The following is a 22,645-nucleotide window of genomic DNA, read 5'->3' on the forward strand; positions in this document are numbered from 1 at the left end:
CTAATGTCCTCCAGCAGCCGGGTGCCTGTGTTGCGTCTGCAGCACTGGGCCGGGGTCCTGGCGGCGGGGGTCCTGCTCGCGATCCTGCTGAGCCTGGCGGTGGGCACCCGGACGATCCCGTTCAGCGAGGTGCTCGCCGCGGTGTTCACCGACGTGGACTCCGACAACGCCACCGTGATCACCTCCCAGCGCCTGCCCCGCACCGTCCTCGGAGTGCTGGCCGGCCTCGCTCTCGGGATGGCCGGAGCGCTGATGCAGGGGCACACCCGCAACCCGCTGGCCGACCCCGGCCTGTTCGGCGTCAACGCGGGCGCCACGTTCGCGGTCGCGGTGATGGTCTTCGGCTTCGGAGTCCAGTCCGCCGGGGTGACGGTGCTGGCCGCGATGGCCGGCGCCGCGGCCGTGACCACTCTGGTGTTCCTGCTCGGCCTGCGCGCCATGCGGGGCGGAGCCCTGGTGATGCTCGCCGTGCTGGGTACGACGCTCGGGGCGCTCCTGGCCGCACTCACCTCCGCGCTGGTGCTGCTGGACCGCGAGACTCTCGACGTGCTGCGCTTCTGGGAGGTCGGCGCGCTCGCCAACCGGTCCTTCGAGCTGCTCCTCCCGGTCGCGGGCCTGGTGGCCGTCGGGTCTGCCCTGGCACTGGGCAACGCGTTCTCGCTCAACTCGCTGTCGCTGGGGGAGGACGTGGCCCAGTCGCTCGGCACCCGGGTCCGGGCCAGCCGGATCACCGGCATCGTGGCGATCACCCTGCTCGCGGGGCCGGCCACCGCGATGTGCGGGCCGATCGCCTTCCTGGGCCTGGTGGCCCCCCACGTCGCGCGTGCGCTCACCCGGCACGACCAGCGCTGGCTGGTGCCGTTCGCGGGACTGGTCGGGGTGATCGTGCTGCTGGTCGCGGACACGGTCGGCCGGGTGAGCGCCCGCCCCGGTGAGCTCCAGGTCGGGATCGTGATGGCCGTCGTGGGTGCGCCGGTGCTCCTGGCGCTCACCCGTCGTCGCAGGCTGCTGCCGCTGTGAGCGCGCTGCTGGAGCGCCGGGACCGCCGTCCCCGGAACCGGACCCGCCGCCGTGGGGTGGCCCTCGGGCCAGTCGGGCTCCGGGTGAAGCGGCGCGGGGTCGCCGCGACCGCGGCCCTGACCGTCCTCGTCGTCGCGCTGCTGGTGGTCTCCGTGTTCACCGGCACCCTCGACCTCCCGGTCGACCGGGTGTGGGGCGCGCTGCAGGGCGCCGGCTCCCGGATCGAGAACCTCGTCGTGGTGGAGCGCCGCCTCGCCCGGGCCCTGGGCGCGCTTCTGGTGGGCTTCGTGCTCGGGGCCTCCGGTGCCCTGACCCAGTCGATCACCCGCAACCCGATCGCGAGCCCGGACATCCTCGGCGTCACCGCCGGCGCGAGCCTGTTCGCGGTGCTGCTCGTCACCCGGCCGGAGGTGATCGAGGCGATCGGCGAGGGGAACGCAGGCCAGCTGCTGGCACCCGCCGCCCTCGTCGGTGGCCTGCTGACGACCGGAATCATCCTGGCGCTGTCGTGGCGTTCCGGGTTCGACGGCCTCCGGCTGATCCTGGTGGGCCTCAGCGTCAACGCCATCTGCCTGGCAGGCGTGTCCTGGCTGCTCACCCGCGCCGAGCTGGTCGAGGCGCAGGTGGCGAGCAGGTGGCTCACCGGGTCGCTCGCCGGTGTCCGGATGAGCGACGTCGCGATGCTGCTCCCCGTGGTGGTCCTCGGGGTGGCGGCCTGCGCCGCCCTGTCCTCGTCCCTGGCAGCCTTGCGGCTCGGCCGCGAGGTGGCGCCGAGCCTGGGCGTCCCTGCGGGACGGGTCGAGGCGATCAGCCTGCTGGTCGCCGTGGTGCTGGCGTCGGCGGCCACCGCGGTCGCCGGCCCGATCGGGTTCGTGGCCTTCGTCGCGCCGCAGGCGGCGATGCGCCTCTTCGGCACCGCCGGGCCGACTCCGTTGGCAGGTGGCCTGTTCGGGGCGGCGCTGGTGCTCGCCGCCGACCTGGGGGCCCAGCGGCTGCCCGCGGAGCTGCCGGTGGGTATTCTCACGGCCGTCATCGGGGCGCCGTACCTGCTGTACCTGCTCACCCAGCATGTTCGGAGGGAAAGTGTCTGAGACCCGGGTCGCCCCGCTGGTCGCCGAGTCGATCGAGGTCGGGTACGGCGCACGGCCGGTCCTCCAGGACCTCACCCTGCACGTCCCGCCCGGACAGGTGACCACCGTGATCGGGCCGAACGGCTGCGGGAAGTCGACGCTGCTGCGGGTGCTCGGCCGGATCCTCCCGCCCGCGCACGGCCGGGTGCTGCTCAACGGCCGCCCGATGGCGTCGCTGCGCGCACGCGACGTCGCCCGCGAGCTGGCGCTGCTCCCGCAGTCGCCGGTCGCACCCGAGGGGATGACGGTGGGCGACCTCGCGGCCCGGGGGAGACAGCCGCACCAGCCCTGGTACCGCCAGTGGTCGGTCGCCGACGACCTGATCGCGGAGCGCGCGATGGCCGCCACCGGGATGCTCGAGCTCGCCGAATCGCCCCTCGACGAGCTCTCCGGGGGCCAGCGGCAACGCGCGTGGATCGCGATGACCCTGGCCCAGGAGACCGGCATCCTGCTGCTCGACGAGCCGACCACCCACCTCGACCTCGCCCACGCCGTCGAGGTGCTCGACCTCGTCGTACGCCTGCGCCGGGACACCGGCCGCACCATCGTCCTGGTGCTGCACGACTTGAGCCTGGCCGCCCGCTACAGCGACCACCTCGTGGTGATGGAGCAGGGCCGGATCGTCACACAGGGCCCGCCCGCCCAGGTGATGAGCAGCGATCTCCTTCTCGACGTCTTCGGCCTGCGCGCCCACGTCTTCGCCGACCCCGTCGACGGGCTCCCGACGGTGGTCCCGGCCCACCATGGCTGAGGCGACCACCGTGGCTGCGGCGCCACCCGCCACCGCGACGCGGCTGATGCTGCGGGCGCTGCGGCGTTCCCGCGGGCCGCTGTTCGGCTACCTGACGCTCCTCAGCGTGTGGCAGCTGTGCGAGCTGATGGTCCCGGTGCTGATCGGGGTGACCATCGACCGTGCCGTGAGCACGGGGGACTCACAGCAGCTCCTGCTCTGGATCGGCGTGCTGGTCGCCCTGTTCGCCGTACTCAGCTACTCCTACCGCTGGGGCGCCGCGATCGGCTTCGGCGCCATGCAGCGGGAGACGCACCGGCTGCGGCTGGAGATCGCCGAGCGCGAGCTGGACCCGAGGGGTGTCCGCAGCGGGCTGCTCGCCGGCGAGACCCTCTCGCTGGCCACCTCGGACGTCGAGCAGGTCGGCTTCACGATCAGGTCCCTGGGCTACGCCCTGGCCTCGGTGCTCGCGCTCGTGGTCAGCGCGGTGGTGCTCCTCCGGATCGACCTCGTCCTCGGCCTGGTCGTGCTCCTCGGCGCCCCCGCGGTGCTGGTGCTGGTCCAGGTGGTCTCCCCGGCGATCGCCCGGCGCAGCGCGGCCCAGCAGGCGAGCATCGCGCACACTGCCGGCGTCGCCACCGACCTGGTCCGCGGGCTGCGCGGCCTCAAGGGCATCGGCGCCGAGGACGTGGCCAGCGAGCGCTACCGCGTGGAGAGCGACCGCGCCCGGGCCGCCGGCATCCGCACCGCCAACTCGTACGGCGCCATGGCCGGTCTCACCAACGGGCTCAGCGCCCTGTTCCTCGCCGCGGTCGCCCTGCTCGCCGGCCTCCGGGGGCTCGACGGCTCGATCAGCATCGGTGAGCTGATCTCGATCGTCGGCCTCGCCCAGTTCCTGGCCAGCCCGATCGCCCTGCTGGGCCATGTGAGCGCGGAGGTCGCCGGCGCGCACGCCTCGGCCGGACGCATCGTCGACTACCTCGGCTCGCCGCCGCTGGTGGCCACCGGGGAGCGCGCCGTCGAGCAGGTGCCGCCCGTGATCGAGCTCCGCGACGTGCGCACGGAGTCCCTGGCCGGGCTCACCGTGAGGTCCCGGCCCGGCGAGCTGCTCGGGATCGCGGCCGAGGACCCCGCCGACGCCGCCGCCCTGATCGGCCTGCTCTCCGAGGGCCTCGAGCCCGCCGGGGCCGGATCGGTCCGGCTCGGCGGAGTGCCGCTGCCCGAGCTCAGCGCCGAGGCCCGGCGCGGTGTGCTCGCGGTGGCGCCGCACCGAGTGGACCTCTTCGAGGGCTCCGTGCACACCAACGTCGACCCGGACGGCACGCTTCCGGCGGACGAGCTCGACCGGCTGGTCGAGGCGTCCGCGGTCACCGACGTCCTGGACCTGCACCCCGACCGGCTGGAGCGACCCGTGACGCCGGACGGCGCGACGTACTCCGGCGGCCAGCGGCAGCGGATCGCCTACGCCCGGGCGCTGGCCAGCCGGGTGCCGATCCTGGTCCTGCACGACCCGACCACCGCCGTCGACGCGGTCACCGAGCACCGGATGGCGCGCGGCCTGCGCGAGGTCCGGCACCCGGCCGGCAGCGAGCTGACGACCTGGGTGCTCACCAGCAGCCCGGCGCTGCTGGCGCAGGCCGACCGGGTGCTGCTGGTCCGCGGCGGACAGGTCGTGGCCGAGGGCACGCACGCGGAGCTCTCCGCGCGCGAGGAGTACCGGGAGCTGGTGCTGCGATGACCGCCCCGGACCGCGACCTGCTTCCCATCGCCGGCCGGCGGGAGACCTTCCGGCTCGCGGCCACCCTGATCGGCCGTCACCGCGGCGCCCTGGTCGCGTGCGTGCTGGCCTTCGTCGTGGGCGGGCTCGCCGGGCTGGTCCCGCCGTGGGTGCTGGGCCTGATCGTCGACGAGGTGCGCTCGGGCGGTGAGACCGACTCGGTGCTGGTGATGGCCGCGGTGATCGCCGGCTCCGCCGTGCTCGTCGGTGTCTCCTCCGCGTTCTCGCTGAGCTTCCTGGCCCGCGCCGCCGAGCCGGCACTGGCGACCCTGCGCGAGCGGGTGCTCGACCGGGCACTGCACCTCGACGCGGAGCGGCTCGAGCGGGCCGGCGCCGGCGACCTGCTCTCCCGGGTCGGTGACGACGTGCGCGCGGTGGCCGACTCGATCAAGGAGGTCGTGCCGCTGATGGTCGAGTCCGCGGTCGCCGTCGGCTTCACCGCGGTCGGGCTGTTCGCGCTCGACTGGCGGCTGGGCCTGGCCGGCCTGGTCGCGGCGCCGTCGTACCTGCTGGGACTGCGGTGGTACCTGCCCCGCTCCGCCCCGCTCTACCGCGAGCAGCGCGCCGCGCAGGGGGAGCGCGCCCAGGTGCTGATCAGCGGCATCCAGGGAGCCACCACCCTGCGAGCGTTCGGACGCGAGCGGGAGCAGCTGGACCAGGTGCGCACCACCTCCTGGACGGCCGCCAGCATCGCGATCACCGTGTTCGGGCTGCTCACCCGGTTCGGCGCGCGCAACAACCGCTCGGAGCTGTTCGGGCTGGGCGCCGTGCTGGTGACCGGCTTCTACCTGGTCCGCGCGGACGCGGTGACGGTCGGCGCCGTGACTGCTGCCGCGCTGTACTTCCACCGGCTGTTCAACCCGATCGGCGCCCTGATGATGCTGTTCGACCAGGTGCAGTCGGCGGGTGCCTCGCTGAGCCGGCTGGCCGGGGTCGCCCTGATGGAGCGTCCCGGCGGCCCGGCCAGCCCCCGGTCGGAGAGCCCGGGAGACCTGGTGGTCACCGCCGCGACGCACGAGTACGTCGACGGCGTGCCGGTGCTGCACGAGGTCGACCTCGTCCTGCGAGCCGGCGAGCGGGTGGCCCTGGTCGGGGCGACCGGGGCCGGGAAGACCACGCTGGCCGCGGTGGTCGCGGGGATCCTGCGCCCCACGAGCGGTGGCGTCACCCTCGCCGGCAGGTCGTACGCCGAGCTGGACCCACGCTCGATCCGCGACGAGGTCGTGCTGGTCAGCCAGGACGTGCATGTGTTCTCCGGGACGGTGCGCGACGCCGTCACCCTGGCGCGGCACGACGCGACCGACGAGCAGGTGGTGGAGGCGCTGGAGACGGCACTCGCCTGGCAGTGGGTCCGGGCCCTGCCCGACGGGCTCGACACCGTGGTCGGTGACCACGGCCGCAGCATCACCGCCGCCCAGGCCCAGCAGCTCGCGCTCGCGCGGGTGGCGCTGCGCGACCCGCGGGTGGTGGTCCTCGACGAGGCCACCGCCGAGGCCGGCTCGGCCGGGGCCCGGGTGCTCGAGGAAGCCGCCCTGGCCGTGACCAAGGGCCGCAGCGCCCTGGTCGTGGCGCACCGCCTGACCCAGTCGCAGAGTGCCGACCGGGTCGTGGTGATGAGTGAGGGGCGGATCCTGGAGGAGGGGACGCACGACGAGCTGCTGGGACGCGACGGCCTCTACGCCGAGCTGTGGAAGGCCTGGAGCGGCAGCTGACGCGACCGCCGGTGCGGCTCAGCCGCCCGCTGCTCAGGTGCCGGTGAAGTTGGGCGCCCGCTTCTCGCCGAAGGCCCGCGGACCCTCCTTGGCGTCGTTGGAGGCGAACACCGCCGCCCCGACCCGGGCGTCGTCCTTCCAGCAGTCGTCCTCGTGCTTGCCCTCGGAGCTGCGGATCGTCTTGAGCACCGCCTGCACGGCCAGGGGGCCGTTGGCCGCGATCAGGTCGGCGATCTCGTGGGCCTTGGCCAGCGCCTGCCCGTCGGGGACGACGTGGCCGATCAGCCCGATCTCCTTCGCCTCGGGAGCCTTGATGTGCCGTCCGGTGAGCAGCAGCTCGGCCGCCACGGTGTAGGGCAGCTGGCGGGGGAGCCGGACCGCGGACCCGCCCAGCGGGTAGAGCCCCCACTTCGGCTCGGAGACCCCGAAGCGCGCCGACTCACCGGCGATGCGGATGTCGGTGGCCTGGAGGATCTCGGTGCCCCCGGCGATCGCCGGGCCCTCGACCGCGGCGATCAGGGGCTTCTCCACCCGGTAGCCCTTGAGCAGCGACTTGATCACCGACGGATCGAACTCCCCGGACTCGAACTTGTCCGAGGGGGAGCTCGACGACATCGCCTTCAGGTCGGCCCCGGCGCAGAAGTAGCCACCCGCCCCGGTGAGGATCACCACCCGCACCTCGGGGTCGTTGTTGGCCCGCTCCCAGGCCTGCTCCATGATCGCGAGCATCTCCCCGGAGAGGGCGTTGCGGGCCTTCGGCCGGTTCATCGTCACCACCAGCGTGTGCCCCTCGAGCTCGACCAGGGCGTGCGGCTGGTCGTCGCCGGCCGGGGGTTCCGGGGTCTGCGCGGACGTCTGTTCGGGGGCCGTTTCGGTCATGCGGACGATGCTAGTCAGAAACGAGAACGTGTTCTAGTCTTCCGCCATGGCCCTCAACATCGCTGACCTGTTCGAGCACGCCGTGGACGCCGCACCCGACAATCCGGCGCTCAAGGTGGGGGATCGAGTGATCACCTACGGGGAGCTGGAGGTCGAGTCCAACAAGCTCGCCCACTACCTCGCCTCGCAGGGCGTGGGCGCCGGCGACCACGTCGGGATCTACGCCAAGAACAGCATCGAGCACGTCGTGGCCGTCCTCGCGATCGTCAAGGTCCGCGCGGTCAACATCAACGTGAACTACCGCTACGTCGAGGGCGAGCTCGACTACCTCTTCGACAACGCCGAGGTCGTCGCGCTGATCCACGACCGCAGCTACGCGCCGCTGGTGGCCACCTGCGCGCCCAAGCACGAGAAGCTGAACACCTTCGTGGCGCTCACCGACCTGCTCGACCCGGACAACGACTCCGAGGTGAGCTCCTACGGCGGCGTGCTCTACGAGGAGGCACTGGCCGGGCAGAGCGCCGAGCGTGACTTCGAGGAGCGCTCCGCCGACGACCTGCACATCATCTACACCGGCGGCACCACCGGGTTCCCCAAGGGCGTGATGTGGCGCCACGAGGACTTCTGGCGGGTGCTCGGCGGCGGCATCGACTTCTACACCGGCACCCCGCTGACCGAGTACGACCAGTCCAAGCAGGCCACCGACCCCCGGATGGTCACCTTCCCGCTCAGCCCGCTGATGCACGGCGGCGCCCAGGCGGGCCTGCTGATGCACCTGTTCGCCGGTCACCTCACGATCCTCGAGCCGAAGTTCGACGCCCAGCGCACGTGGGAGATCATCGACCGCGAGGGCGTCCAGCTGATGTTCATGACCGGCGACGCGATGGCCCGTCCGCTGATCGAGGAGTACGAGCGCAAGGCCGAGACCGACGCGCCGTACGACGGGTCCAGCCTGTTCGCGATCGCCAGCAGCGCCGCCATCTTCAGCGCCTCGGTCAAGGAGCGCTGGATGGCGCGGTTCCCCAACGCGGTGTTCACCGACTCGGTCGGCGCCTCCGAGACCGGCTTCCAGGGGATGGGCCTGCAGGACAAGGACCAGCTCAGCACCGACGGTCCCGTGGTCGGGCTCGGCCCGCACTCCGTGGTCATCGACGACGACAACCACGTCCTCGACCTCGCCACCAACATCGGCGCGATCGGCCGCCTCGGCCGCGGCGGGTCGGTGCCGATCGGCTACTACAAGGACCCGGAGAAGTCGGCCAAGACCTTCCTGGAGATCGACGGCGAGCGCTACTCGGTGCCCGGCGACTTCGCGCGGATCGAGCCCGAGGGCAAGGTGACCCTGCTCGGTCGCGGCTCCAACTGCATCAACACCGGCGGGGAGAAGGTCTACCCCGAGGAGGTCGAGATGGCGATCAAGGCCCACCCGGCCGTCTACGACGTGCTCGTCGTGGGAGTGCCCGACGAGAAGTTCGGCCAGTCGGTCACCGCGGTGATCCAGCCGCGCGAGGGGATGGAGGTCGACCTCGACGACATCCGGAACTTCCTGCGTTCATCGCTGTCGGGCTACAAGCTGCCGCGTGCCCTGACCCTGGTCGAGGAGATCCCGCGCAACGCCACCGGCAAGGCGCAGTACCCCAAGGCCAAGGAGCTCGCGCTCGCCTCGTTCGCGGCCAAGGTCGCCACCTCGCCCGTGGAGGCCTGAGGGATGCGCACAGAGCTGTGCGAGCGGTTCGGCATCGACTACCCGATCTTCGCGTTCACCCCCTCCGAGCACGTCGCCGCCGCGGTCTCGCGCGCGGGCGGTCTCGGCGTCCTCGGCGCGGTGCGGTTCAACGACCCCGAGGAGCTTGACCGGACCCTGGACTGGCTCGACGAGAACACCGACGGCAAGCCGTACGGCGTCGACGTCGTGATGCCGATGAAGATCCCCACCGAGGGCAAGTCGGTCGACCTCAAGGCGATGATCCCCGAGGAGCACGTGAGCTTCGTGGAGCGCACGCTGCAGCAGCTCGGCGTACCCCCGCTGCCGGAGGGTGACGGGCGCGAGGGCGTGCTCGGCTGGCTGCACTCGATGGCGCGCTCCCACGTCGACATCGCGCTCAAGCACCGCCCGGTGCTGATCGCGAACGCACTCGGCTCGCCGCCCGTCGACGTGATCGAGCAGGCGCACGCCAAGGGCGTGGCCGTCGCAGCACTGGCCGGCGCCGCCAAGCACGCGCTGTCGCACCTCAAGAACGGCGTCGACATCATCGTGGCCCAGGGCTATGAGGCGGGCGGACACACCGGCGAGGTCGCCAGCATGGTGCTCACCCCGGACATCGTGGACGCGGTCGGCCCCGACGTACCCGTCCTCGGCGCCGGTGGCATCGGCACCGGTCGCCAGATCGCCGCCTCGCTCGCGCTGGGCGCCCAGGGCGTGTGGACCGGCTCGATGTGGCTGACCACCGAGGAGTACGCGAACCTGAACACCAACAAGGGCATGACCGAGGCGTTCCTGCGCGCGACGAGCTCCGACACCGTCCGCACGCGCGTCTACACCGGCAAGCCCGCGCGGCTGCTGAAGACCAAGTGGACCGAGGCCTGGGAGCAGGAGGGCGCACCGAGCCCGCTGCCGATGCCGCTGCAGAACCTGCTCGTCTCCGACGCCCACAGCCGGATGAACGAGCACGGCGACCCCGACGTCGTCTCGATGCCGGTGGGCCAGATCGTCGGCCGGATGAACGAGGTGCGCCCGGTCGCCGAGGTGATGGCCGGTCTCGTGCGCGAGTACGACGAGGCCGTCGAGCGCCTGGAGAAGATCCGGGGCTAGCCGCCCTTCAGCTCCGTCGGCCCGTTGACTCTGACGGGGCGCGCTCCTAGGTTCGACCATGGCCATCTTCACGCGGGGCTTCGGCGGCCGCCGCGACCCCGCCGCTGTCACGCTGCCCCCTGGGCAGCACCTCACGGACGGTTTCCCGGTGCTCAGCGCCGGTCCCACGCAGTACGTCGACACCGAGGACTGGTCCCTCGCGGTCGCCACCGAGACCGGCGAGACGCAGACCTTCGCGTGGGACGCCCTGCACGGGCTGCCCCAGGAGGACGTGGAGGTGGACCTCCACTGCGTCACCCGCTGGTCCAAGCTCGCGACCCGCTGGCGCGGTGTCCCGGTCGAGGCGTTCCTCGAGGAGCTCGAGAGCACGGCGGACTACGTGATGGCCCACTCCTACGGGGGATACACGACCAACCTGCCGCTGGAGGACCTCCTCGACGGCAAGGCCTGGGTGGTCCACGAGTACGACGGTGGCCCGATCCCGGCCGAGCACGGCGGCCCGGTCCGGCTGCTCGTGCCGCACCTGTACCTGTGGAAGTCGGCCAAGTGGCTCAGTGGCCTCACGATGATGACCGGGGACGAGCCCGGGTTCTGGGAGAGCTTCGGCTACCACAACTACGGCGATCCCTGGCGCGAGGAGCGCTACGCCGGTGACTGAGACACCCGTGACTGGGGCACCCGCGCGCACGCGCGGAAAGCTCGGCGGACCTCGCCCGCGGTGGTTCCCGGCAGAGCTGGTCGGGCTGCGCTCGGAGACCGCGACAGCGCGGACGCTGACCTTCGCGGTGCCCGGGTGGCCGGGACACCTCGCGGGCCAGCACGTCGACGTGCGGCTCACCGCGGCGGACGGGTACTCCGCGCAGCGGGGCTACTCGATCGCGGAACCCACCGACGGCGACCGGGTGGCGATCACCGTCCAGGAGGTGGCGGACGGTGAGGTCTCGCCGTACCTCGTGGAGGGGATGGAGCTCGGTGACCAGCTCGAGGTGCGCGGGCCGATCGGTGGCTGGTTCGTGTGGTCGCCCAGCGCCGATGCCCCGGTGGAGCAGCCGGTGCTGCTGGTCGGCGGCGGCTCGGGAGTCGCGCCGCTGATGGCGATGATCCGGGAGCGGGCCCGGCTCGGCAGTCGGGCACCCTTCCGCCTCGTCTACTCGGTGCGTGACCCCGGGCAGGTGCTGTACGCCGAGGAGCTCGCCCGGCGAGCCGTCGACGACGGGCTGGTGGTCGACCTCGTCCACACCCGCCGGGCGCCCGAGGGCAGCAGCCGGCCGCCGGGCAGGCTGACCACCGCCGACCTGGTCACTCCCGCGGGGGCAGGGTGGCCCGCCGTACCGCCACCCCGGGCCTACGTCTGCGGCCCCACCGGATTCGTGGAGGACGTCATCCGCCGGCTCCTGGAGCTCGGCTACGGCAACAGCAGCATCCGTGCAGAACGCTTCGGACCCACAGGAGCCTGAGATGACCGACGAACCTGGCCCCGACCCCGCCCAGCACTGGGCGCTCGACCCCCCACTCGAGCGGGCGCTCGACGGCAACGCCGCCGCTGGACCGTTCGCGGACGTCTTCGGCCTCGACGTCAGCTCGGCGATGGTGACGTGCGGCGGGTGCGAGTGGTCGGGCGTCTTCGCCGAGCAGCGCGCGTTCCTGGGTGGTCCGGGCACGGTGCTGCGCTGTCCGGACTGCGACCAGGTGATGGCGCGGGTCGTGCAGACGCCGACCGCGGTGTGGCTCGACCTGAGTGGCTCGTCGTCGTGGCGGTTCGGGCTGGGGTGAGGCCTATCCCCGCGCCGGCTCGGAGGATCCGGAGTGCTCGGCGAGCCAGTCGAGCATGGTCGGGATCATCTCCTTGTGCGCGCGACGTCCCACGATCAGTCCGGCGTGGCCCGCGTTCAGCTCCAGCCGGTCGAGCTCGGCGCCAGGGAGCTCGAGCGGGGCGCTGGAGGCGGCCGGCACCAGCTTGTCCCTGGCCCCGGTGACCGCGAGGACGGGCACCGTGATGTCGGCGAGGTCGACCACCCGGTTGCCCAGCGGCACCTTCCCGTCGATGAGCGAGTCCTGGTCTACGAAGAGGTCGACGATCTGGCGGAACGCCGCGCCCGGGAAGGGGATGTGCCCGCTCGACCACCGCACCAGCGCCTGGTGCGCCTCGAGCCGGTCGGGGTGCCCCAGGCTGTTCCACAGGCTCAGGTAGGTGGTGATCTCCCCGGCGGGCTCGACGAGGTGGAAGGAGTCCTTGATCCGGTCCGCGGGCACGTTGCCCGTCCAGTCCACCAGGTCCTCGGCTCTGAGCTGGCCTGACCGCAGCATGCTGGTCAGCGGCCCGAGCTCACCCATGTCCACCGGCGTCGCCAGCAGCACGATGTTGCGCACCGGCATCGCCTTGTGGCCCGCGACGCTGAGCAGGGTGAGCACGGCGCCGAGGCAGTAGCCGAAGAGGTTGACCTCCTCGGCACCGGACTCGTCGAGCACGGCCCGCACCGCGCGGGGGATGTACTCGTCGCAGTAGGTCTCCAGCGTGTTCTGCGACTCCACCGCGTCGGGCACGCCCCAGTCGAGCAGGTAGACGTCGTGCCCGGCCTCGAGGAAGCGGCGTACCAGGCTGTTGTCCTCCTGGAGGTCGAAGACCTTCGCGCTGGTGACCAGGCTCATCACGAACAGGATCGGCGTGCCCAGGGTCTCGGCCGGCTCCACGGCGGGCAGGTAGCGGTACAGCCGGACCTTGTCGCGCGACCACACCTGCAGCCGGGGCGAGGGGCTCTCGGCCGGCAGGTTGCGGCCGGTCGCGTTCCGGACGGCGTTGCGGGCCCGCACCCCGGTGTGTCGCACGAACTCGACAGCGCTGCCGGCGCCGCCTCCGAGGTCACGGCTCATGAGAACGGCTCCTTGAGGGTTCCGTCGCGTTGCTGGTCCTCGATCCGTTTGCGCACCTCGCGGAGCTCGCGCTCCAACGACGCGATCTGGACCAGCATCCGGTTCACGTCGCTGCCGGCCGGCAGGTTGAGCAGGTGCAGCAGCCGACGTGAGGGACCCTCGGTCGTGCGGACCACGACCCCTCGGACGGCCTGCAGGAGGCCGAGGCCGGCCGCGACCTCCTGGCGGTCCACGGCGCTGCGCAGGACCGGTGTCGCACGGGACTGGGCGGCCAGCACCGCTCGTTGCCACAGTGGGGGCTCAGCCATGGCGGACTCCTCGAGTCGGCACCTCGGTCGTTGCGCCGTCCACGCTCCCGGTGAGGTCGAGGATCAGGCTCCGCAGCAGCACCGGTGCGTCGTACATCGGCACGTGGCCCGCGCCGGGAAGGCTGACCTGCTCCACGTCGGGCAGCCGGCGCAGCAGCGGACGGCCGTGCCGCGCGTAGGGGATGATCCGGTCCCGGCGTCCCCAGACCACGCGGATGGGGCAGCCGGCCCCGCTGAGCTGGGCGATCTGGCCGTCCCGGCGGCCGGCCCGGAGCAGGGCGGGCAGCACGGTGCACTCGCGGGCATCGGCCATCATCTCCGCGGCCGCCCTCGCCGTCATCCGGTCGCCGCGCTCGAGGAGCTGGTGGAACGCCAGCCGCCGACCCATGGGGGAGTGCAGTATCGGGGCCATCGCCGCGGCCGTGAGCGGCATCGCCGAGACCCGGCCCGCCACGCCGAGGGTGAACTGCATCCGGAGGAGGTCCAGCGGGTTGCGCCACGCCCCGGCCGGTGAGACGGCCGTGACCGTGCGGGCGCGTCCGCGCCGGGCGAGCTCGAGCGCCAGCCAGCCACCCAGGGAGTTCCCCACGACGTGCGTGGTCTCGATGCCGGCGTCGTCGAGCTGCGACTCCACGGCGTCGGCGAGCCGCTCGACGCTGACGACCGAGGGTGCCGGAGGTCCGCCGCGGTGACCGGCGAGGGTGAGCGCCAGCACCTCGTGGCGCACCTGGAGCCCGGTGAGCAGGGGAGCCCACGCCCGCCAGGACATGCCCAGCCCATGGAGCAGCAGCAGCGGGGTGCCCCGGCCGCCGCGATGGTGGCCGGGGTCAGAGCGCACTGAGCCCTCCGTCGACCACCAGCGTGGTGCCCGTCATGTACGCCGAGGCGCGGGAGGCCAGGAAGATGAGCGCAGAGTCCAGCTCGGCCTGCTCACCGAAGCGACCCATCATGCTCTCGGTCCTCACCATCTCCTGGAGAACGTCCTCTCCCTGCGTCATTTCGCTCTCGAAGTACCCCGGGCACAGCGCATTCACACGAATTCCCTTGCGCGCCGACCACTCCTGCGCGAGGTCACGGGTGAGGCCGAGGACCCCGGCCTTGCTCGCGGCGTACGCCGCCTGCGGGAACCGTGGCGCCACCAGGCCCAGCACGCTGGCGATGTTGACGATCGCGGAGCCCGGCGGCATCAGCGGCGCACAGGCCTGGGCCATCCAGAATGTCCCGGAGAGGTTCACGTCGATCACCTGCCGGAAGGCCTCCGGCGTCTCCCGGGACGCCGGGGTGGCGGTGCCGACACCCGCGTTGTTGACCAGCACGTCCACCCGGCCGAACTGCTCCTCGGCCGCCCGGGCAACGCCGGCGCAGTCCTCCGGGGAGCTCACGTCCGCGGCGACCGTGACCACCTTGGCGCCGGCCTCCTGCAGCGAGGGCGCGAGCTCCTCGAGCTTGTTCAGCCGGCGTGCGGCGAGCACGAGGTCGGCGCCGGCAGCAGCCAGGGCCCGGGCGAAGCCCACCCCGAGACCCGAGCTGGCACCGGTCACGACGACCACCTGGTCGTCGAGCCTGAAAGCAGAGAGTGGATCCATCGGACGACTCCTCGTGGCCGTTGACCGAGCGGACGCTCTCAACGAGGATCGAACGCGGTGGGCGTGCTGTCAACGGGCACCCATCGGCTCGAGACCGGGCGACGAGCAGAGAGAGGCATCGACATGTCCCACCTCAACTCCCACCTCCCCCGGGCCCCACGCTCCTCCCGCAGGTCGCACTGGAACAACCACCTCGAGCGCCATGCGCACGCGCGACCGGACCTGCCCGCGTTCCGGTTCCGTGGCGAGAGCACCACCTGGCGCGAGCTGCGCGACCGGGTGGAACGGCTGGCCGGTGTGCTGGCCGAGCGCGGGGTCGGTGCCGGTGACCGGGTGGCGCTGGTGATGGGCAACCGTCCCGAGTTCATGGAGATCGTGCTCGCCGCCAACCGGCTGGGGGCGATCGGCGTACCCGTGAACTTCCGGCTCTCCGGGGGAGAGGTCTCCTACATCCTCGACGACTCCGGGGCGGAGCTGCTGTTCGCCGACGAGATCGCTGAGCGCTCCGCCCGGGACGCGGCCGAGCTCAGCTCGCGCGACATCGCGGTGGTCGCGGTGGGTGCGAAGCCCTGGGAGGGGGCGGTGAGCTACGACGACCTCCTGCGCGACGGTCCCGCCGACGAGTCACAGCTCGGGCTGATCGACGTACCCGAGGACTCGCCGGCGCTGATCATGTACACCTCCGGCACCACCGGGCGGCCTAAGGGCGCGGTGTTGTCCCACCAGAACCTGCTCTCGCAGAGCGTGGTGCTGATCCGGGCCTACGAGCTGTGCTCCGAGACCGAGGTGAACCTCGTCGCCTCGCCGATGTTCCACATCGGCGCGATCGGCTCGCTCGCCCCGATGATGCTGATCGGCGGAACGATGGTGGTGCTGCCGTCAGTGGCCTTCGACGCCGAGCACGTGCTCGACCTCCTCGAGTCCGAGCAGGTGACCAGCTCCTTCCTGGTCCCCACCCAGTGGCAGGCGCTGTGCGCCGCGCCCGGTGTCGACAAGAGGGACCTGTCGCACCTGCGGACGACCTCCTGGGGAGCCGCCCCGGCCACCGACAAGCTGCTGCGCCAGATGGGGGAGGCATTCCCCGACGCCCTGAACGTAGCGGTGTTCGGGCAGACCGAGATGTCCCCGATCACCTGCGTGCTGGAGGGCAAGGACGCGCTGCGCAAGCTCGGCTCGGTCGGCAAGCCCGTGACCACGGTGGCCATCCGGATCGTCGACGACGAGATGAACGACGTGAGCCCCGGCGACGTCGGCGAGATCGTCTACCAGGGCACCGGGCTGATGGAGGGCTACTGGAACAACGAGGAGGCGACCGCGGCGGCGTTCGCGGGCGGGTGGTTCCACTCCGGCGACCTGGTGCGGATGGACGAGGAAGGCTTCCTCTACGTCGTCGACCGGTCCAAGGACATGATCATCTCCGGTGGCGAAAATATATATAGCGCCGAGGTGGAGAACGTCCTCGCCGACCATCCCGACATCCGCGAGGTGACCGTGATCGGCCGCGAGCACGAGAAGTGGGGCGAGACCCCGGTCGCCGTGGTCATCGCCACCGGCCCGGACACCGGCCTCGACATCGAGTCCCTGCGCGAGTGGGCCGGCAGCCGGCTGGCCCGCTACAAGCTGCCCACGGCCCTGGAGCTGGTCGATGAGCTGCCCCGCAACGCGGCCGGCAAGATCTTGAAGCCGGTGCTGCGCGAGCAGCTGGGCTGAGCTCGGCGCTCCTCGCTCAGTCGCCGTCGGGTCGACGACCCTTCTGTCGTGGCTCGAACGAATCCATGATGGCGCGGACCGCGGGAGCCAACAGGAGCGTGACCAGCACAGCGGCGCCGATGCAGGCGAACAGGAGGGGCCACCAGAAGTAGTCGGCTGACCAGAAGTACGACGCCACCGTCCCGATCATGCAGAGAGCGACGACGCCGTATCCGAACCAGGCGAGTGCATCCTTCACGTCGAGAAGGTACGGCAGAAGTCGAGTCGTGATGCGTACTTCTGCACACCAGCCTGGGGTCGGCCGCCCTGGCGGTCCGCCCACTCCTCGGGTTCGTCCCCGCTAGCCCCTCGATCCCGGTTCGGTCAGTCGTCCGGGTCCTGAGTCATGTCACCGAGCTGCGGCTCGCCCTCGGCGAGGCCGTAGCGCAGCAGCACCGCACCGACCGGGCTGGCGACCGGCGGCTCGAGGAGAGCGAGGTTCGTGGGGACGGCACCGTCGGCGAAGACCTTCTTACCGACACCGAGCACGATCGGGTAGACCCACAGGTTGAGCCGGTCGAAGAGCCGCTCCCGCAGCAGCGTCTGCACCAGGTCCACGCTGCCGATCACGTGCATGTTCTGGTGCCGGTCCCGCACCTCCTGTGCAGCGCTGGCCAGGTCGGGCCCGAGGAGCTCGGAGCCGGCCCAGCCGAGGTCAGGGGTGCCTCGGGAGGCGACGTACTTCGGCACGCTGTTGAGCTGCTCGGCGATGCCGCCGTCCTCGCCGCCCTCCTGGTGCGGCCAGTAGCCGGCGAAGATGTCGTAGGTCCGGCGACCGAGCAGCAGCGCGTCCATCTCCGCCAGTCCGGCGGCGACCTCGTGCCCAACGACGTCGTCGAACAGCGGCGCCTGCCAGCCCCCGAAGGGGAAGCCCCCCTCAGGGTCCTCTTCGGGACCGCCGGGCGCCTGCGCCACGAGGTCGAGGGTGGTGAACAGGTCGATGTGGATCTGGCCCATGGGGGTCGCCTCCTGATGGCTGTGGTCTCTCGCCGTTATGACTGCGCCCACGGACGAGAATCGTCGTTGTGGCGGAGGATTTCTCGGCTGCCCGGGGCCTGGGTCAGAGCAGGTGGGGCAGTGGCCAGGTCTGGCCGGTCGAGCTGTCGATGAGCGCGGCTCGGTCGAAGCGGACGGTCAGTGGCAGGACGTCGGAGACCATCCTCGTGACGGTCGTCAGCTGTGTGCCTCGGGCCCGCGTCGCCACTGAGACGTGTGGCACCCACTCGCCCAACTCGTAGTGCCGGTGCAGCTCAGCGCCGCTCGCCTCCAACGCCGTGACGGTGGCGAGCTGCCGCTGTGCGATGTCGGGCGTGATCGACGGCGCCAGCGCAGCCCGGCCGCGCGGGAACGCCAGGGTGCCGTGCACCGACACCGAGACGGGGCCGGGGTCAGGCAGCGACCCGAGCACCTCCCGCACTCGTGCCAGGTCCCACCGGCGCAGCACGGCGTAGGACAGGTGGGGATGGTGGTTGCGGTGCGTGTGGCTGGCCAGCGTGGCGATCCCGGCCTTCTCGACGCGCGACCACAGCTCCCGCACCCGGCGTTCGGACCGGGCGTCGAAGAGCAGGCAGACGGCGAGTGCCATTCACCCAGCATCCCCGGTGCCCGGTTCGGTGGCCACGGCCCGAGTGCTGACGATCACCGTCTAGGAGGGGCGTGCTGAGCGGTGTGCCGGGAAGCGGCGACTCGTGCGTGCGACTGTCAGTGGTTGCCGCTCGGCGTACCGGCTGGCAGGGTCGATCCATGGGGATCGAGGTCCGCCCGGCCACCGACTTTGAGGACGTGGCGACGATGCTCGGCCCCAAGCGCCCAGACGCCAACGTCTGCTGGTGCTTGAGCTACCGGTTGACCTCGTCCAAGGCCAACCGGGAGCTGGTGGGACCGGAACGCGGCGAGTACGTGCGTTCCCTGGTCGAAGAAGTGCCGCCTCCCGGTGTCCTCGCGTACGACGGGAAGGAGGTCGTCGGCTGGGCCGCAGTGCACCCTCGAGCCGACACCAGCTTCGCCCGCAACCGCAAGATCCCTCACGTCGACGACCTCGACGTCTGGTCGGTGTGGTGCATCCGCGTGCGCCCCGGGCATCGCGGCACAGGCATCTCGCACCACCTGCTCTCCGGTGCCGTCGAGTTCGCTCGAAGCCTGGGTGCCCCCGCCATCGAGGGCTATCCGGTCGACAACAAAGGATCGAAGGTCGACCTGACGATGGCGTACGTCGGCACCGCGGGCCTGTTCCGTCGGGCCGGTTTCCGGCAAGCAGCCGAGACCGACTCGGTCCTCAACGGGTTCCCTCGTGTCCTCATGCGGCTCGACCTGCGGTAGGGCGTGTGGCCTAAGGCCATTGCGCGGGGCGTGCACACGGCGCCGACAGGCGGTGGTGTGATGCGCCCGGCTGGAGCGCCGCGCAGGCCAGACAAGTCGAAGCTCGCCGCCTACCCTGCTGGGGCGGGGTTCTGCCGGGCCCCCAGGCGGGAGCGGCGAAGTGAGAGCAGTCATCTATGGCCAGTACGGCGGTCCTGAGGTGCTCCGCATCGAGGACGTGCCGATGCCGTCGCCCGCCGCCGGCCAGGTGCTGATCAAGGTCGCGGCTACCTCGATCAACCTCAGTGACTGGGAGTGCCTGCGTGGCTCGCCCGCCTACGCGCGGATCGGCGGCTTGCGTTCTCCGGCGCACCTGACCCTCGGCTCGGACATCGCCGGCATGGTCGAGTCGATCGGCGACGGGGTGACCCGCTTCCACGCTGGGGATGAGGTGTACGGCGACAACCTCGCGCTCAAGGGCGGCTTCGCGGAGTACGCGGTGGCACCGGAGTCGGTGTTGGCCCGCAAGCCGTCTGCGTTGACGTTCGCGCAGGCGGCGACCCTCCCGCAGTCGGGAGCGATCGCCTGGCAAGGGACCAGCTGGGCACGGCCAGGGTCGCGGGTGCTGATCCCCGGCGCTGGCGGAGGCTCGGGGTCGTACGCCATCCAGCTCGCGAAGCGGGCGGGTGCCCACGTCACCGGCGTCGACAACGGCAAGAAACTGGACTTCATGCGGTCCTTGGGCGCCGACGACGCGCTCGACTACACCGCGGGCGACTTCACGCGTCTGTCCCAACCCTTCGACCTGATACTGGACCTGGTCGCGCATCGGTCGGTCTTCGCCTACCGGCGCGCGCTGACCCGTGGGGGCCGCTACCGGTGTGTAGGTGGGTCGGTCGGTACGTTGCTCCGGGTGCTCACCGCCGGTTCGGTAGTCGGGCTCCTCAGCCGCCGCTCCATCGGGGTGCTCGCCGTGAAGGAGGGCCCGGTCCACTTCCAGCCACTCGCCGAGCTGTGCGCTAAGGGGGAGATAGCGATTCCCATCGACCGGACCTTCTCGCTCGAGGAAGCCCCTGCGGCGCTCGCGTACGTCGGAGAAGGGCAGGCGCTCGGCAAGGTCGTGATCGTCCCGTCATAGAGTCGCTGCGCCGAACCGGTCAATCGCGACGTCGCTGCGTCTGTGACGCGCCAATGTGGCGGGCTGAGGCGGGGAATGACTCGATGTTGCGAGGCGCAGCGCGTTCAGGGCGTGCCGACCACCTGCGGCCCTGAGGTCCTGGAGTCGGGGGCCGCGCCTGCCGTGTGGACGCGGTGGGCGGCCATGTCAGTCGAGGCGAGTGCAAGTTCTCAGCCCCAGCGCTGGCGGACGGTTGGCTCAGTCCAGTGGGGTGTCGACCCAGCCGACGAACCGGCTGCCAATACCCAGGATCTCCTCACGATGGTCGCCGCGGAGCGGAGGCGGCAGATCGAAGGGTCGATGGTGGTCGCAACTGATGAATGAGAATGTCGGCCACCACTTCTTCGGCCGAGCTCTTTCGGCGGACCCGCAGACACTGCAGACCAGATCGACCCAAACCGGCTTCTTGCCGGTCCGGTTGGCACGGGACTGGACGAGCCACGGTGGCGGGCTGTCCTCGATCTCACGCAGCTGTGCTTCGGTGAGCGTGGTGGGCAGGCCGTGTCGAGTGGCCATCTCCAGGGGGATGGCCAGGCGTTGGGCAGCGTCGCGGCGGGTGATCATCGTCCTCAACGATAGTCAGTGCGTCAGTGCGTCAGTGCGCACGGGCCGAGTCGATCGCGGTGATGTGACGTGGGTGTTACCGATGCCCGGCTCGCTCGACGAACCTCAGGCTAGAAGAGACTGAAGCTCTTCTTCGGGTGTGCGATGCGCTGTGTAGAAGTGGACGACGTCGCCGCTCTCGTCCGGGGGCGGGAGCTGGGGCTGTGGCGGATCTGGTGCGGTCGAGACGTAGGTGTGCCCGGTCGGTGTGCTGATCAGGATCTCGTGGCGGTCGCTGGGGAGCGGGAGAGCCCGCCAGCTGGCGGCTTCCTTGGCGTAGTTGCAGGCCTCGCAGAGACCTTGACCGTTCTGGGCGGTGGTCTCGCCGCCGTCGATCACGCGGACGGGGTGGTCGGCGTGCCGGATGGGGGCGTCGCACCAGGGCGTGCGGCAGACCTGGTCGCGGATGATGAGGAACTCGCGTAGCTCGCCGTCGAAGGCGCGTCGGCGGGAGTCCATCGCCACCAGGTCGTGGGTGCCGGGACGGGTGTAGAGGCGGCGCAGCCACGCCCGGGGTGCCTCCCGCACGATCTGGCGGGCGAGCGCGCCGTGGATCGGCCCGTAGCCGGTCACTCGTGCGGGGGTGGGGTCGTCGGTGAGCAGCGTGCTGTCGGTCATCACGACTTGCACCTCGATGTTCACGTCGGCTGCGTGGGCCTGCCCTGTGGTCCGCTCGACCAGGGTGTCGGCCATGACCTGGCCGCGGGAGCGGGGGTCGCCCTCGGTGCGTGTGGTGTCGGCCGCCTGCTGGAGGGCGGCGAGGCAGGCGACGCCCTGCTCGACGGGCAGGAAGGCCGTCAGGTAGCTCATCGTGTCGGGGGCCGGCCGCAGGCTGACGAAACGGTCGGACCGTGCGCCGCGGGTACGCCGGATCGCGGAGCCGGGATCGAGCCGGTAGCCGATCGCGCGCGCCTTGGCCGCGGCTTCGCGCTCACCGAGGTGGGCCAGCTCGGGGCCGAGCTCTGCATCGACTTGGGCACGGTGCTCGGCGGACAGGACAGCCGTCTCGCGCGCCAGCACGGTGGCGCACCACTCGCTGATCTCTCCGCGTGCCAGGCGGGCGTGCGTTTGAGGCATCTCGCCGACGATGGCCCGGGCGAACCCCAGGCCCTGCGCGCCACGGTGAGGACTGCAGTGCCGCGCCAGTGCGACCTCGGCCGCGAGGCCCCGGCAGCGCTTCGCAGGAGGCACGCCCTGCTTGGCCTCGCGGGCTGCCCGCGAGGCCGCCAGGTGGTCGGTGACCCGGGCCTGGGCGGCAGCAGCCGCGCCCTTCAGCTTTTCAAGCACAGCGACGTGGTCGAGCTGCTCGGCCTCCGTTGCGCCGGCGCCGTCGACGGCCGAGAGTCGTTCGAGCACGGCCTCGAGCTCCGTGAGGGAGAGCGGCGGCGAAGGGTCGAACATGTGTTCGAGTGTACCAGTTTGGTTGGATCTGACAAGGTGCCTGGGTTCAACGGGTTGGTGCAACGAGCCTCTTGTGAGTGGCAGACGACTGCGTCCGACGCGGTGGTAGGACGCAGGTCTCAGGTTGCACTCATCGCGGCATCAGGAGGTTTCGGCGTCGACGAAATCTTCAGACAACGGGCTGTAGACGACCAACCCGAGCGATGGTGCGTGGCGTGCAATGAACGCCTCAACGGTCGATCCCTCTGAGTAGCTCATCGTCAAGTAGAGAAAGTCGCCATCAAGGGAGTCCCGAAGGTCTTCCCATGGGCTCGGCCCGGTGAACTCCGCCTCGAGCAGGTCGGCCAGCTGGACGAGTTCTGGGATCGGCGGGCGGTAGTTCGGGAAGCGGGCATCGCTCTGCTCGAGACGCCGCTCGAACTCGGCGGTCGGATCTGACAGGTCGCTGGCAGGCTTCCAAACGGCGGTGTCGTACGTCATGTGCGCATCGTTGCAGCCAATCAGCAGTCACCGGGGCACTCCGCAGAACCCGGTAGACCCGTGCGTCCGGATCGCGGTGTATGACGCGGCATTCGTGCTTCTCAGATCTACC

Annotated in this window: 24 protein-coding genes; 13 read left to right on the plus strand and 11 right to left on the minus strand. The window is 71.3% G+C overall.

Annotated features, from left to right (window positions below):
• Positions 1-3: 3 nt before the first annotated feature.
• Genes AC4BGC_RS08100 through AC4BGC_RS08120 form a run of 5 tightly spaced genes read left to right on the plus strand, consistent with a single transcriptional unit; the run spans position 4 to position 6,369 of the window.
• On the plus strand, positions 4-1,020 hold the full coding sequence (locus AC4BGC_RS08100) for a FecCD family ABC transporter permease (RefSeq protein WP_490555106.1): 1,017 nt from the start codon (positions 4-6) through the stop codon (positions 1,018-1,020).
• The gene (locus tag AC4BGC_RS08105) at positions 1,017-2,111 is read left to right on the plus strand and encodes a FecCD family ABC transporter permease (protein ID WP_490555107.1); all 1,095 of its coding nucleotides are present in this window, start codon (positions 1,017-1,019) and stop codon (positions 2,109-2,111) included. The genes AC4BGC_RS08100 and AC4BGC_RS08105 overlap by 4 nt, the downstream gene beginning before the upstream one ends.
• Positions 2,104-2,901 (plus strand): ABC transporter ATP-binding protein, encoded by a 798-nt coding sequence (locus AC4BGC_RS08110; RefSeq protein ID WP_490555108.1) that lies wholly within the window; start codon positions 2,104-2,106, stop codon positions 2,899-2,901. Before AC4BGC_RS08105 ends, AC4BGC_RS08110 begins: the two co-directional genes overlap by 8 nt.
• Positions 2,894-4,618 (plus strand): ABC transporter transmembrane domain-containing protein, encoded by a 1,725-nt coding sequence (locus AC4BGC_RS08115; protein WP_490555109.1) that lies wholly within the window; start codon positions 2,894-2,896, stop codon positions 4,616-4,618. The genes AC4BGC_RS08110 and AC4BGC_RS08115 overlap by 8 nt, the downstream gene beginning before the upstream one ends.
• Positions 4,615-6,369, plus strand: a complete 1,755-nt coding sequence (locus AC4BGC_RS08120) for an ABC transporter ATP-binding protein (RefSeq protein ID WP_490555110.1) — start codon at positions 4,615-4,617, stop codon at positions 6,367-6,369. The genes AC4BGC_RS08115 and AC4BGC_RS08120 overlap by 4 nt, the downstream gene beginning before the upstream one ends.
• Before the next feature lie 33 nt (positions 6,370-6,402).
• Here AC4BGC_RS08120 and AC4BGC_RS08125 read toward each other — a convergent pair whose 3' ends face one another.
• Complete coding sequence (locus AC4BGC_RS08125; protein WP_490544333.1) at positions 6,403-7,248, minus strand: crotonase/enoyl-CoA hydratase family protein; 846 nt, start codon at positions 7,246-7,248, stop codon at positions 6,403-6,405.
• A 46-nt stretch (positions 7,249-7,294) separates the two neighbouring features.
• On the opposite strand from AC4BGC_RS08125, the gene AC4BGC_RS08130 reads away from it, so the two are divergent.
• Genes AC4BGC_RS08130 through AC4BGC_RS08150 form a run of 5 tightly spaced genes read left to right on the plus strand, consistent with a single transcriptional unit; the run spans position 7,295 to position 11,833 of the window.
• Positions 7,295-8,953 (plus strand): acyl-CoA synthetase, encoded by a 1,659-nt coding sequence (locus AC4BGC_RS08130; RefSeq protein ID WP_490555111.1) that lies wholly within the window; start codon positions 7,295-7,297, stop codon positions 8,951-8,953.
• 3 nt (positions 8,954-8,956) lie between these two features.
• Positions 8,957-10,060, plus strand: coding sequence for an NAD(P)H-dependent flavin oxidoreductase (locus AC4BGC_RS08135; protein ID WP_490544331.1), 1,104 nt, complete (start codon positions 8,957-8,959; stop codon positions 10,058-10,060).
• 58 nt (positions 10,061-10,118) lie between these two features.
• The gene (locus AC4BGC_RS08140; RefSeq protein WP_490555112.1) at positions 10,119-10,718 is read left to right on the plus strand and encodes a molybdopterin-dependent oxidoreductase; all 600 of its coding nucleotides are present in this window, start codon (positions 10,119-10,121) and stop codon (positions 10,716-10,718) included.
• Positions 10,711-11,517, plus strand: coding sequence for a ferredoxin reductase (locus AC4BGC_RS08145; protein WP_490555113.1), 807 nt, complete (start codon positions 10,711-10,713; stop codon positions 11,515-11,517). Before AC4BGC_RS08140 ends, AC4BGC_RS08145 begins: the two co-directional genes overlap by 8 nt.
• 1 nt (position 11,518) lies before the next feature.
• Complete coding sequence (locus AC4BGC_RS08150) at positions 11,519-11,833, plus strand: DUF6510 family protein (RefSeq protein WP_490544328.1); 315 nt, start codon at positions 11,519-11,521, stop codon at positions 11,831-11,833.
• Positions 11,834-11,836: 3 nt separating this feature from the next.
• Here AC4BGC_RS08150 and AC4BGC_RS08155 read toward each other — a convergent pair whose 3' ends face one another.
• From AC4BGC_RS08155 to AC4BGC_RS08170, 4 genes are read right to left on the minus strand one after another with little or no spacing between them, the layout of a single operon-like run.
• Positions 11,837-12,931 (minus strand): alpha/beta fold hydrolase, encoded by a 1,095-nt coding sequence (locus AC4BGC_RS08155; protein WP_490555114.1) that lies wholly within the window; start codon positions 12,929-12,931, stop codon positions 11,837-11,839.
• Entirely contained in the window at positions 12,928-13,239 is a 312-nt protein-coding gene (locus AC4BGC_RS08160) for a hypothetical protein (protein WP_490555115.1), read from the minus strand. The genes AC4BGC_RS08155 and AC4BGC_RS08160 overlap by 4 nt, the downstream gene beginning before the upstream one ends.
• Positions 13,232-14,077 (minus strand): alpha/beta fold hydrolase, encoded by an 846-nt coding sequence (locus AC4BGC_RS08165; RefSeq protein ID WP_490555116.1) that lies wholly within the window; start codon positions 14,075-14,077, stop codon positions 13,232-13,234. The genes AC4BGC_RS08160 and AC4BGC_RS08165 overlap by 8 nt, the downstream gene beginning before the upstream one ends.
• Complete coding sequence (locus AC4BGC_RS08170; RefSeq protein ID WP_490555117.1) at positions 14,067-14,825, minus strand: SDR family NAD(P)-dependent oxidoreductase; 759 nt, start codon at positions 14,823-14,825, stop codon at positions 14,067-14,069. The genes AC4BGC_RS08165 and AC4BGC_RS08170 overlap by 11 nt, the downstream gene beginning before the upstream one ends.
• A gap of 123 nt (positions 14,826-14,948) precedes the next feature.
• Here AC4BGC_RS08170 and AC4BGC_RS08175 point away from each other — a divergent pair, with 123 nt between their 5' ends.
• Positions 14,949-16,535: a long-chain-fatty-acid--CoA ligase gene (locus AC4BGC_RS08175; RefSeq protein WP_490555118.1), complete on the plus strand. Its 1,587-nt coding sequence runs from the start codon at positions 14,949-14,951 to the stop codon at positions 16,533-16,535.
• A 16-nt stretch (positions 16,536-16,551) separates the two neighbouring features.
• Here AC4BGC_RS08175 and AC4BGC_RS08180 read toward each other — a convergent pair whose 3' ends face one another.
• The 3 genes from AC4BGC_RS08180 to AC4BGC_RS08190 form a co-directional block, all read right to left on the minus strand.
• Entirely contained in the window at positions 16,552-16,773 is a 222-nt protein-coding gene (locus AC4BGC_RS08180) for a hypothetical protein (protein ID WP_490555119.1), read from the minus strand.
• 125 nt (positions 16,774-16,898) lie between these two features.
• Positions 16,899-17,531, minus strand: coding sequence for a dihydrofolate reductase family protein (locus AC4BGC_RS08185; protein WP_490555120.1), 633 nt, complete (start codon positions 17,529-17,531; stop codon positions 16,899-16,901).
• 103 nt (positions 17,532-17,634) lie between these two features.
• A complete protein-coding gene (locus AC4BGC_RS08190) occupies positions 17,635-18,159 on the minus strand; it encodes a 2'-5' RNA ligase family protein (RefSeq protein ID WP_490555121.1) in 525 nt (174 codons plus the stop codon).
• Positions 18,160-18,317: 158 nt separating this feature from the next.
• On the opposite strand from AC4BGC_RS08190, the gene AC4BGC_RS08195 reads away from it, so the two are divergent.
• Both AC4BGC_RS08195 and AC4BGC_RS08200 read left to right on the plus strand, forming a co-directional pair.
• On the plus strand, positions 18,318-18,893 hold the full coding sequence (locus AC4BGC_RS08195) for a GNAT family N-acetyltransferase (RefSeq protein ID WP_490555122.1): 576 nt from the start codon (positions 18,318-18,320) through the stop codon (positions 18,891-18,893).
• Between the two features lie 160 nt (positions 18,894-19,053).
• Positions 19,054-20,010 carry an NAD(P)-dependent alcohol dehydrogenase gene (locus tag AC4BGC_RS08200; protein ID WP_490555123.1) on the plus strand — a complete coding sequence of 319 codons (957 nt, stop codon included), beginning with the start codon at positions 19,054-19,056 and terminating at the stop codon, positions 20,008-20,010.
• Positions 20,011-20,247: 237 nt separating this feature from the next.
• On the opposite strand, the gene AC4BGC_RS08205 is transcribed toward AC4BGC_RS08200, so the two are convergent.
• From AC4BGC_RS08205 to AC4BGC_RS08215, 3 genes are all read right to left on the minus strand, one after another.
• Positions 20,248-20,613 (minus strand): hypothetical protein, encoded by a 366-nt coding sequence (locus tag AC4BGC_RS08205; RefSeq protein ID WP_490555124.1) that lies wholly within the window; start codon positions 20,611-20,613, stop codon positions 20,248-20,250.
• 105 nt (positions 20,614-20,718) lie between these two features.
• Complete coding sequence (locus AC4BGC_RS08210) at positions 20,719-22,053, minus strand: HNH endonuclease (RefSeq protein WP_490555125.1); 1,335 nt, start codon at positions 22,051-22,053, stop codon at positions 20,719-20,721.
• 141 nt (positions 22,054-22,194) lie between these two features.
• On the minus strand, positions 22,195-22,533 hold the full coding sequence (locus tag AC4BGC_RS08215; RefSeq protein ID WP_490555126.1) for a hypothetical protein: 339 nt from the start codon (positions 22,531-22,533) through the stop codon (positions 22,195-22,197).
• Positions 22,534-22,645: the final 112 nt, after the last annotated feature.

The sequence above is a fragment of the Nocardioides sp. Z38_18 genome, assembly GCF_058215695.1.

Bases quoted from the DNA above. Each gene is read 5' to 3' on its own strand.
- AC4BGC_RS08100 (WP_490555106.1), top strand. From the start codon at position 4: ATGTCCTCCAGCAGCCGGGTGCCTGTGTTGCGTCTGCAGCACTGGGCC.
- AC4BGC_RS08115 (WP_490555109.1), top strand. From the start codon at position 2,894: ATGGCTGAGGCGACCACCGTGGCTGCGGCGCCACCCGCCACCGCGACG.
- AC4BGC_RS08120 (WP_490555110.1), top strand. From the start codon at position 4,615: ATGACCGCCCCGGACCGCGACCTGCTTCCCATCGCCGGCCGGCGGGAG.
- AC4BGC_RS08125 (WP_490544333.1), bottom strand. From the start codon at position 7,248: ATGACCGAAACGGCCCCCGAACAGACGTCCGCGCAGACCCCGGAACCC.
- AC4BGC_RS08130 (WP_490555111.1), top strand. From the start codon at position 7,295: ATGGCCCTCAACATCGCTGACCTGTTCGAGCACGCCGTGGACGCCGCA.
- AC4BGC_RS08135 (WP_490544331.1), top strand. From the start codon at position 8,957: ATGCGCACAGAGCTGTGCGAGCGGTTCGGCATCGACTACCCGATCTTC.
- AC4BGC_RS08140 (WP_490555112.1), top strand. From the start codon at position 10,119: ATGGCCATCTTCACGCGGGGCTTCGGCGGCCGCCGCGACCCCGCCGCT.
- AC4BGC_RS08150 (WP_490544328.1), top strand. From the start codon at position 11,519: ATGACCGACGAACCTGGCCCCGACCCCGCCCAGCACTGGGCGCTCGAC.
- AC4BGC_RS08155 (WP_490555114.1), bottom strand. From the start codon at position 12,931: ATGAGCCGTGACCTCGGAGGCGGCGCCGGCAGCGCTGTCGAGTTCGTG.
- AC4BGC_RS08160 (WP_490555115.1), bottom strand. From the start codon at position 13,239: ATGGCTGAGCCCCCACTGTGGCAACGAGCGGTGCTGGCCGCCCAGTCC.
- AC4BGC_RS08170 (WP_490555117.1), bottom strand. From the start codon at position 14,825: ATGGATCCACTCTCTGCTTTCAGGCTCGACGACCAGGTGGTCGTCGTG.
- AC4BGC_RS08175 (WP_490555118.1), top strand. From the start codon at position 14,949: ATGTCCCACCTCAACTCCCACCTCCCCCGGGCCCCACGCTCCTCCCGC.
- AC4BGC_RS08185 (WP_490555120.1), bottom strand. From the start codon at position 17,531: ATGGGCCAGATCCACATCGACCTGTTCACCACCCTCGACCTCGTGGCG.
- AC4BGC_RS08190 (WP_490555121.1), bottom strand. From the start codon at position 18,159: ATGGCACTCGCCGTCTGCCTGCTCTTCGACGCCCGGTCCGAACGCCGG.
- AC4BGC_RS08195 (WP_490555122.1), top strand. From the start codon at position 18,318: ATGGGGATCGAGGTCCGCCCGGCCACCGACTTTGAGGACGTGGCGACG.
- AC4BGC_RS08205 (WP_490555124.1), bottom strand. From the start codon at position 20,613: ATGATCACCCGCCGCGACGCTGCCCAACGCCTGGCCATCCCCCTGGAG.
- AC4BGC_RS08210 (WP_490555125.1), bottom strand. From the start codon at position 22,053: ATGTTCGACCCTTCGCCGCCGCTCTCCCTCACGGAGCTCGAGGCCGTG.
- AC4BGC_RS08215 (WP_490555126.1), bottom strand. From the start codon at position 22,533: ATGACGTACGACACCGCCGTTTGGAAGCCTGCCAGCGACCTGTCAGAT.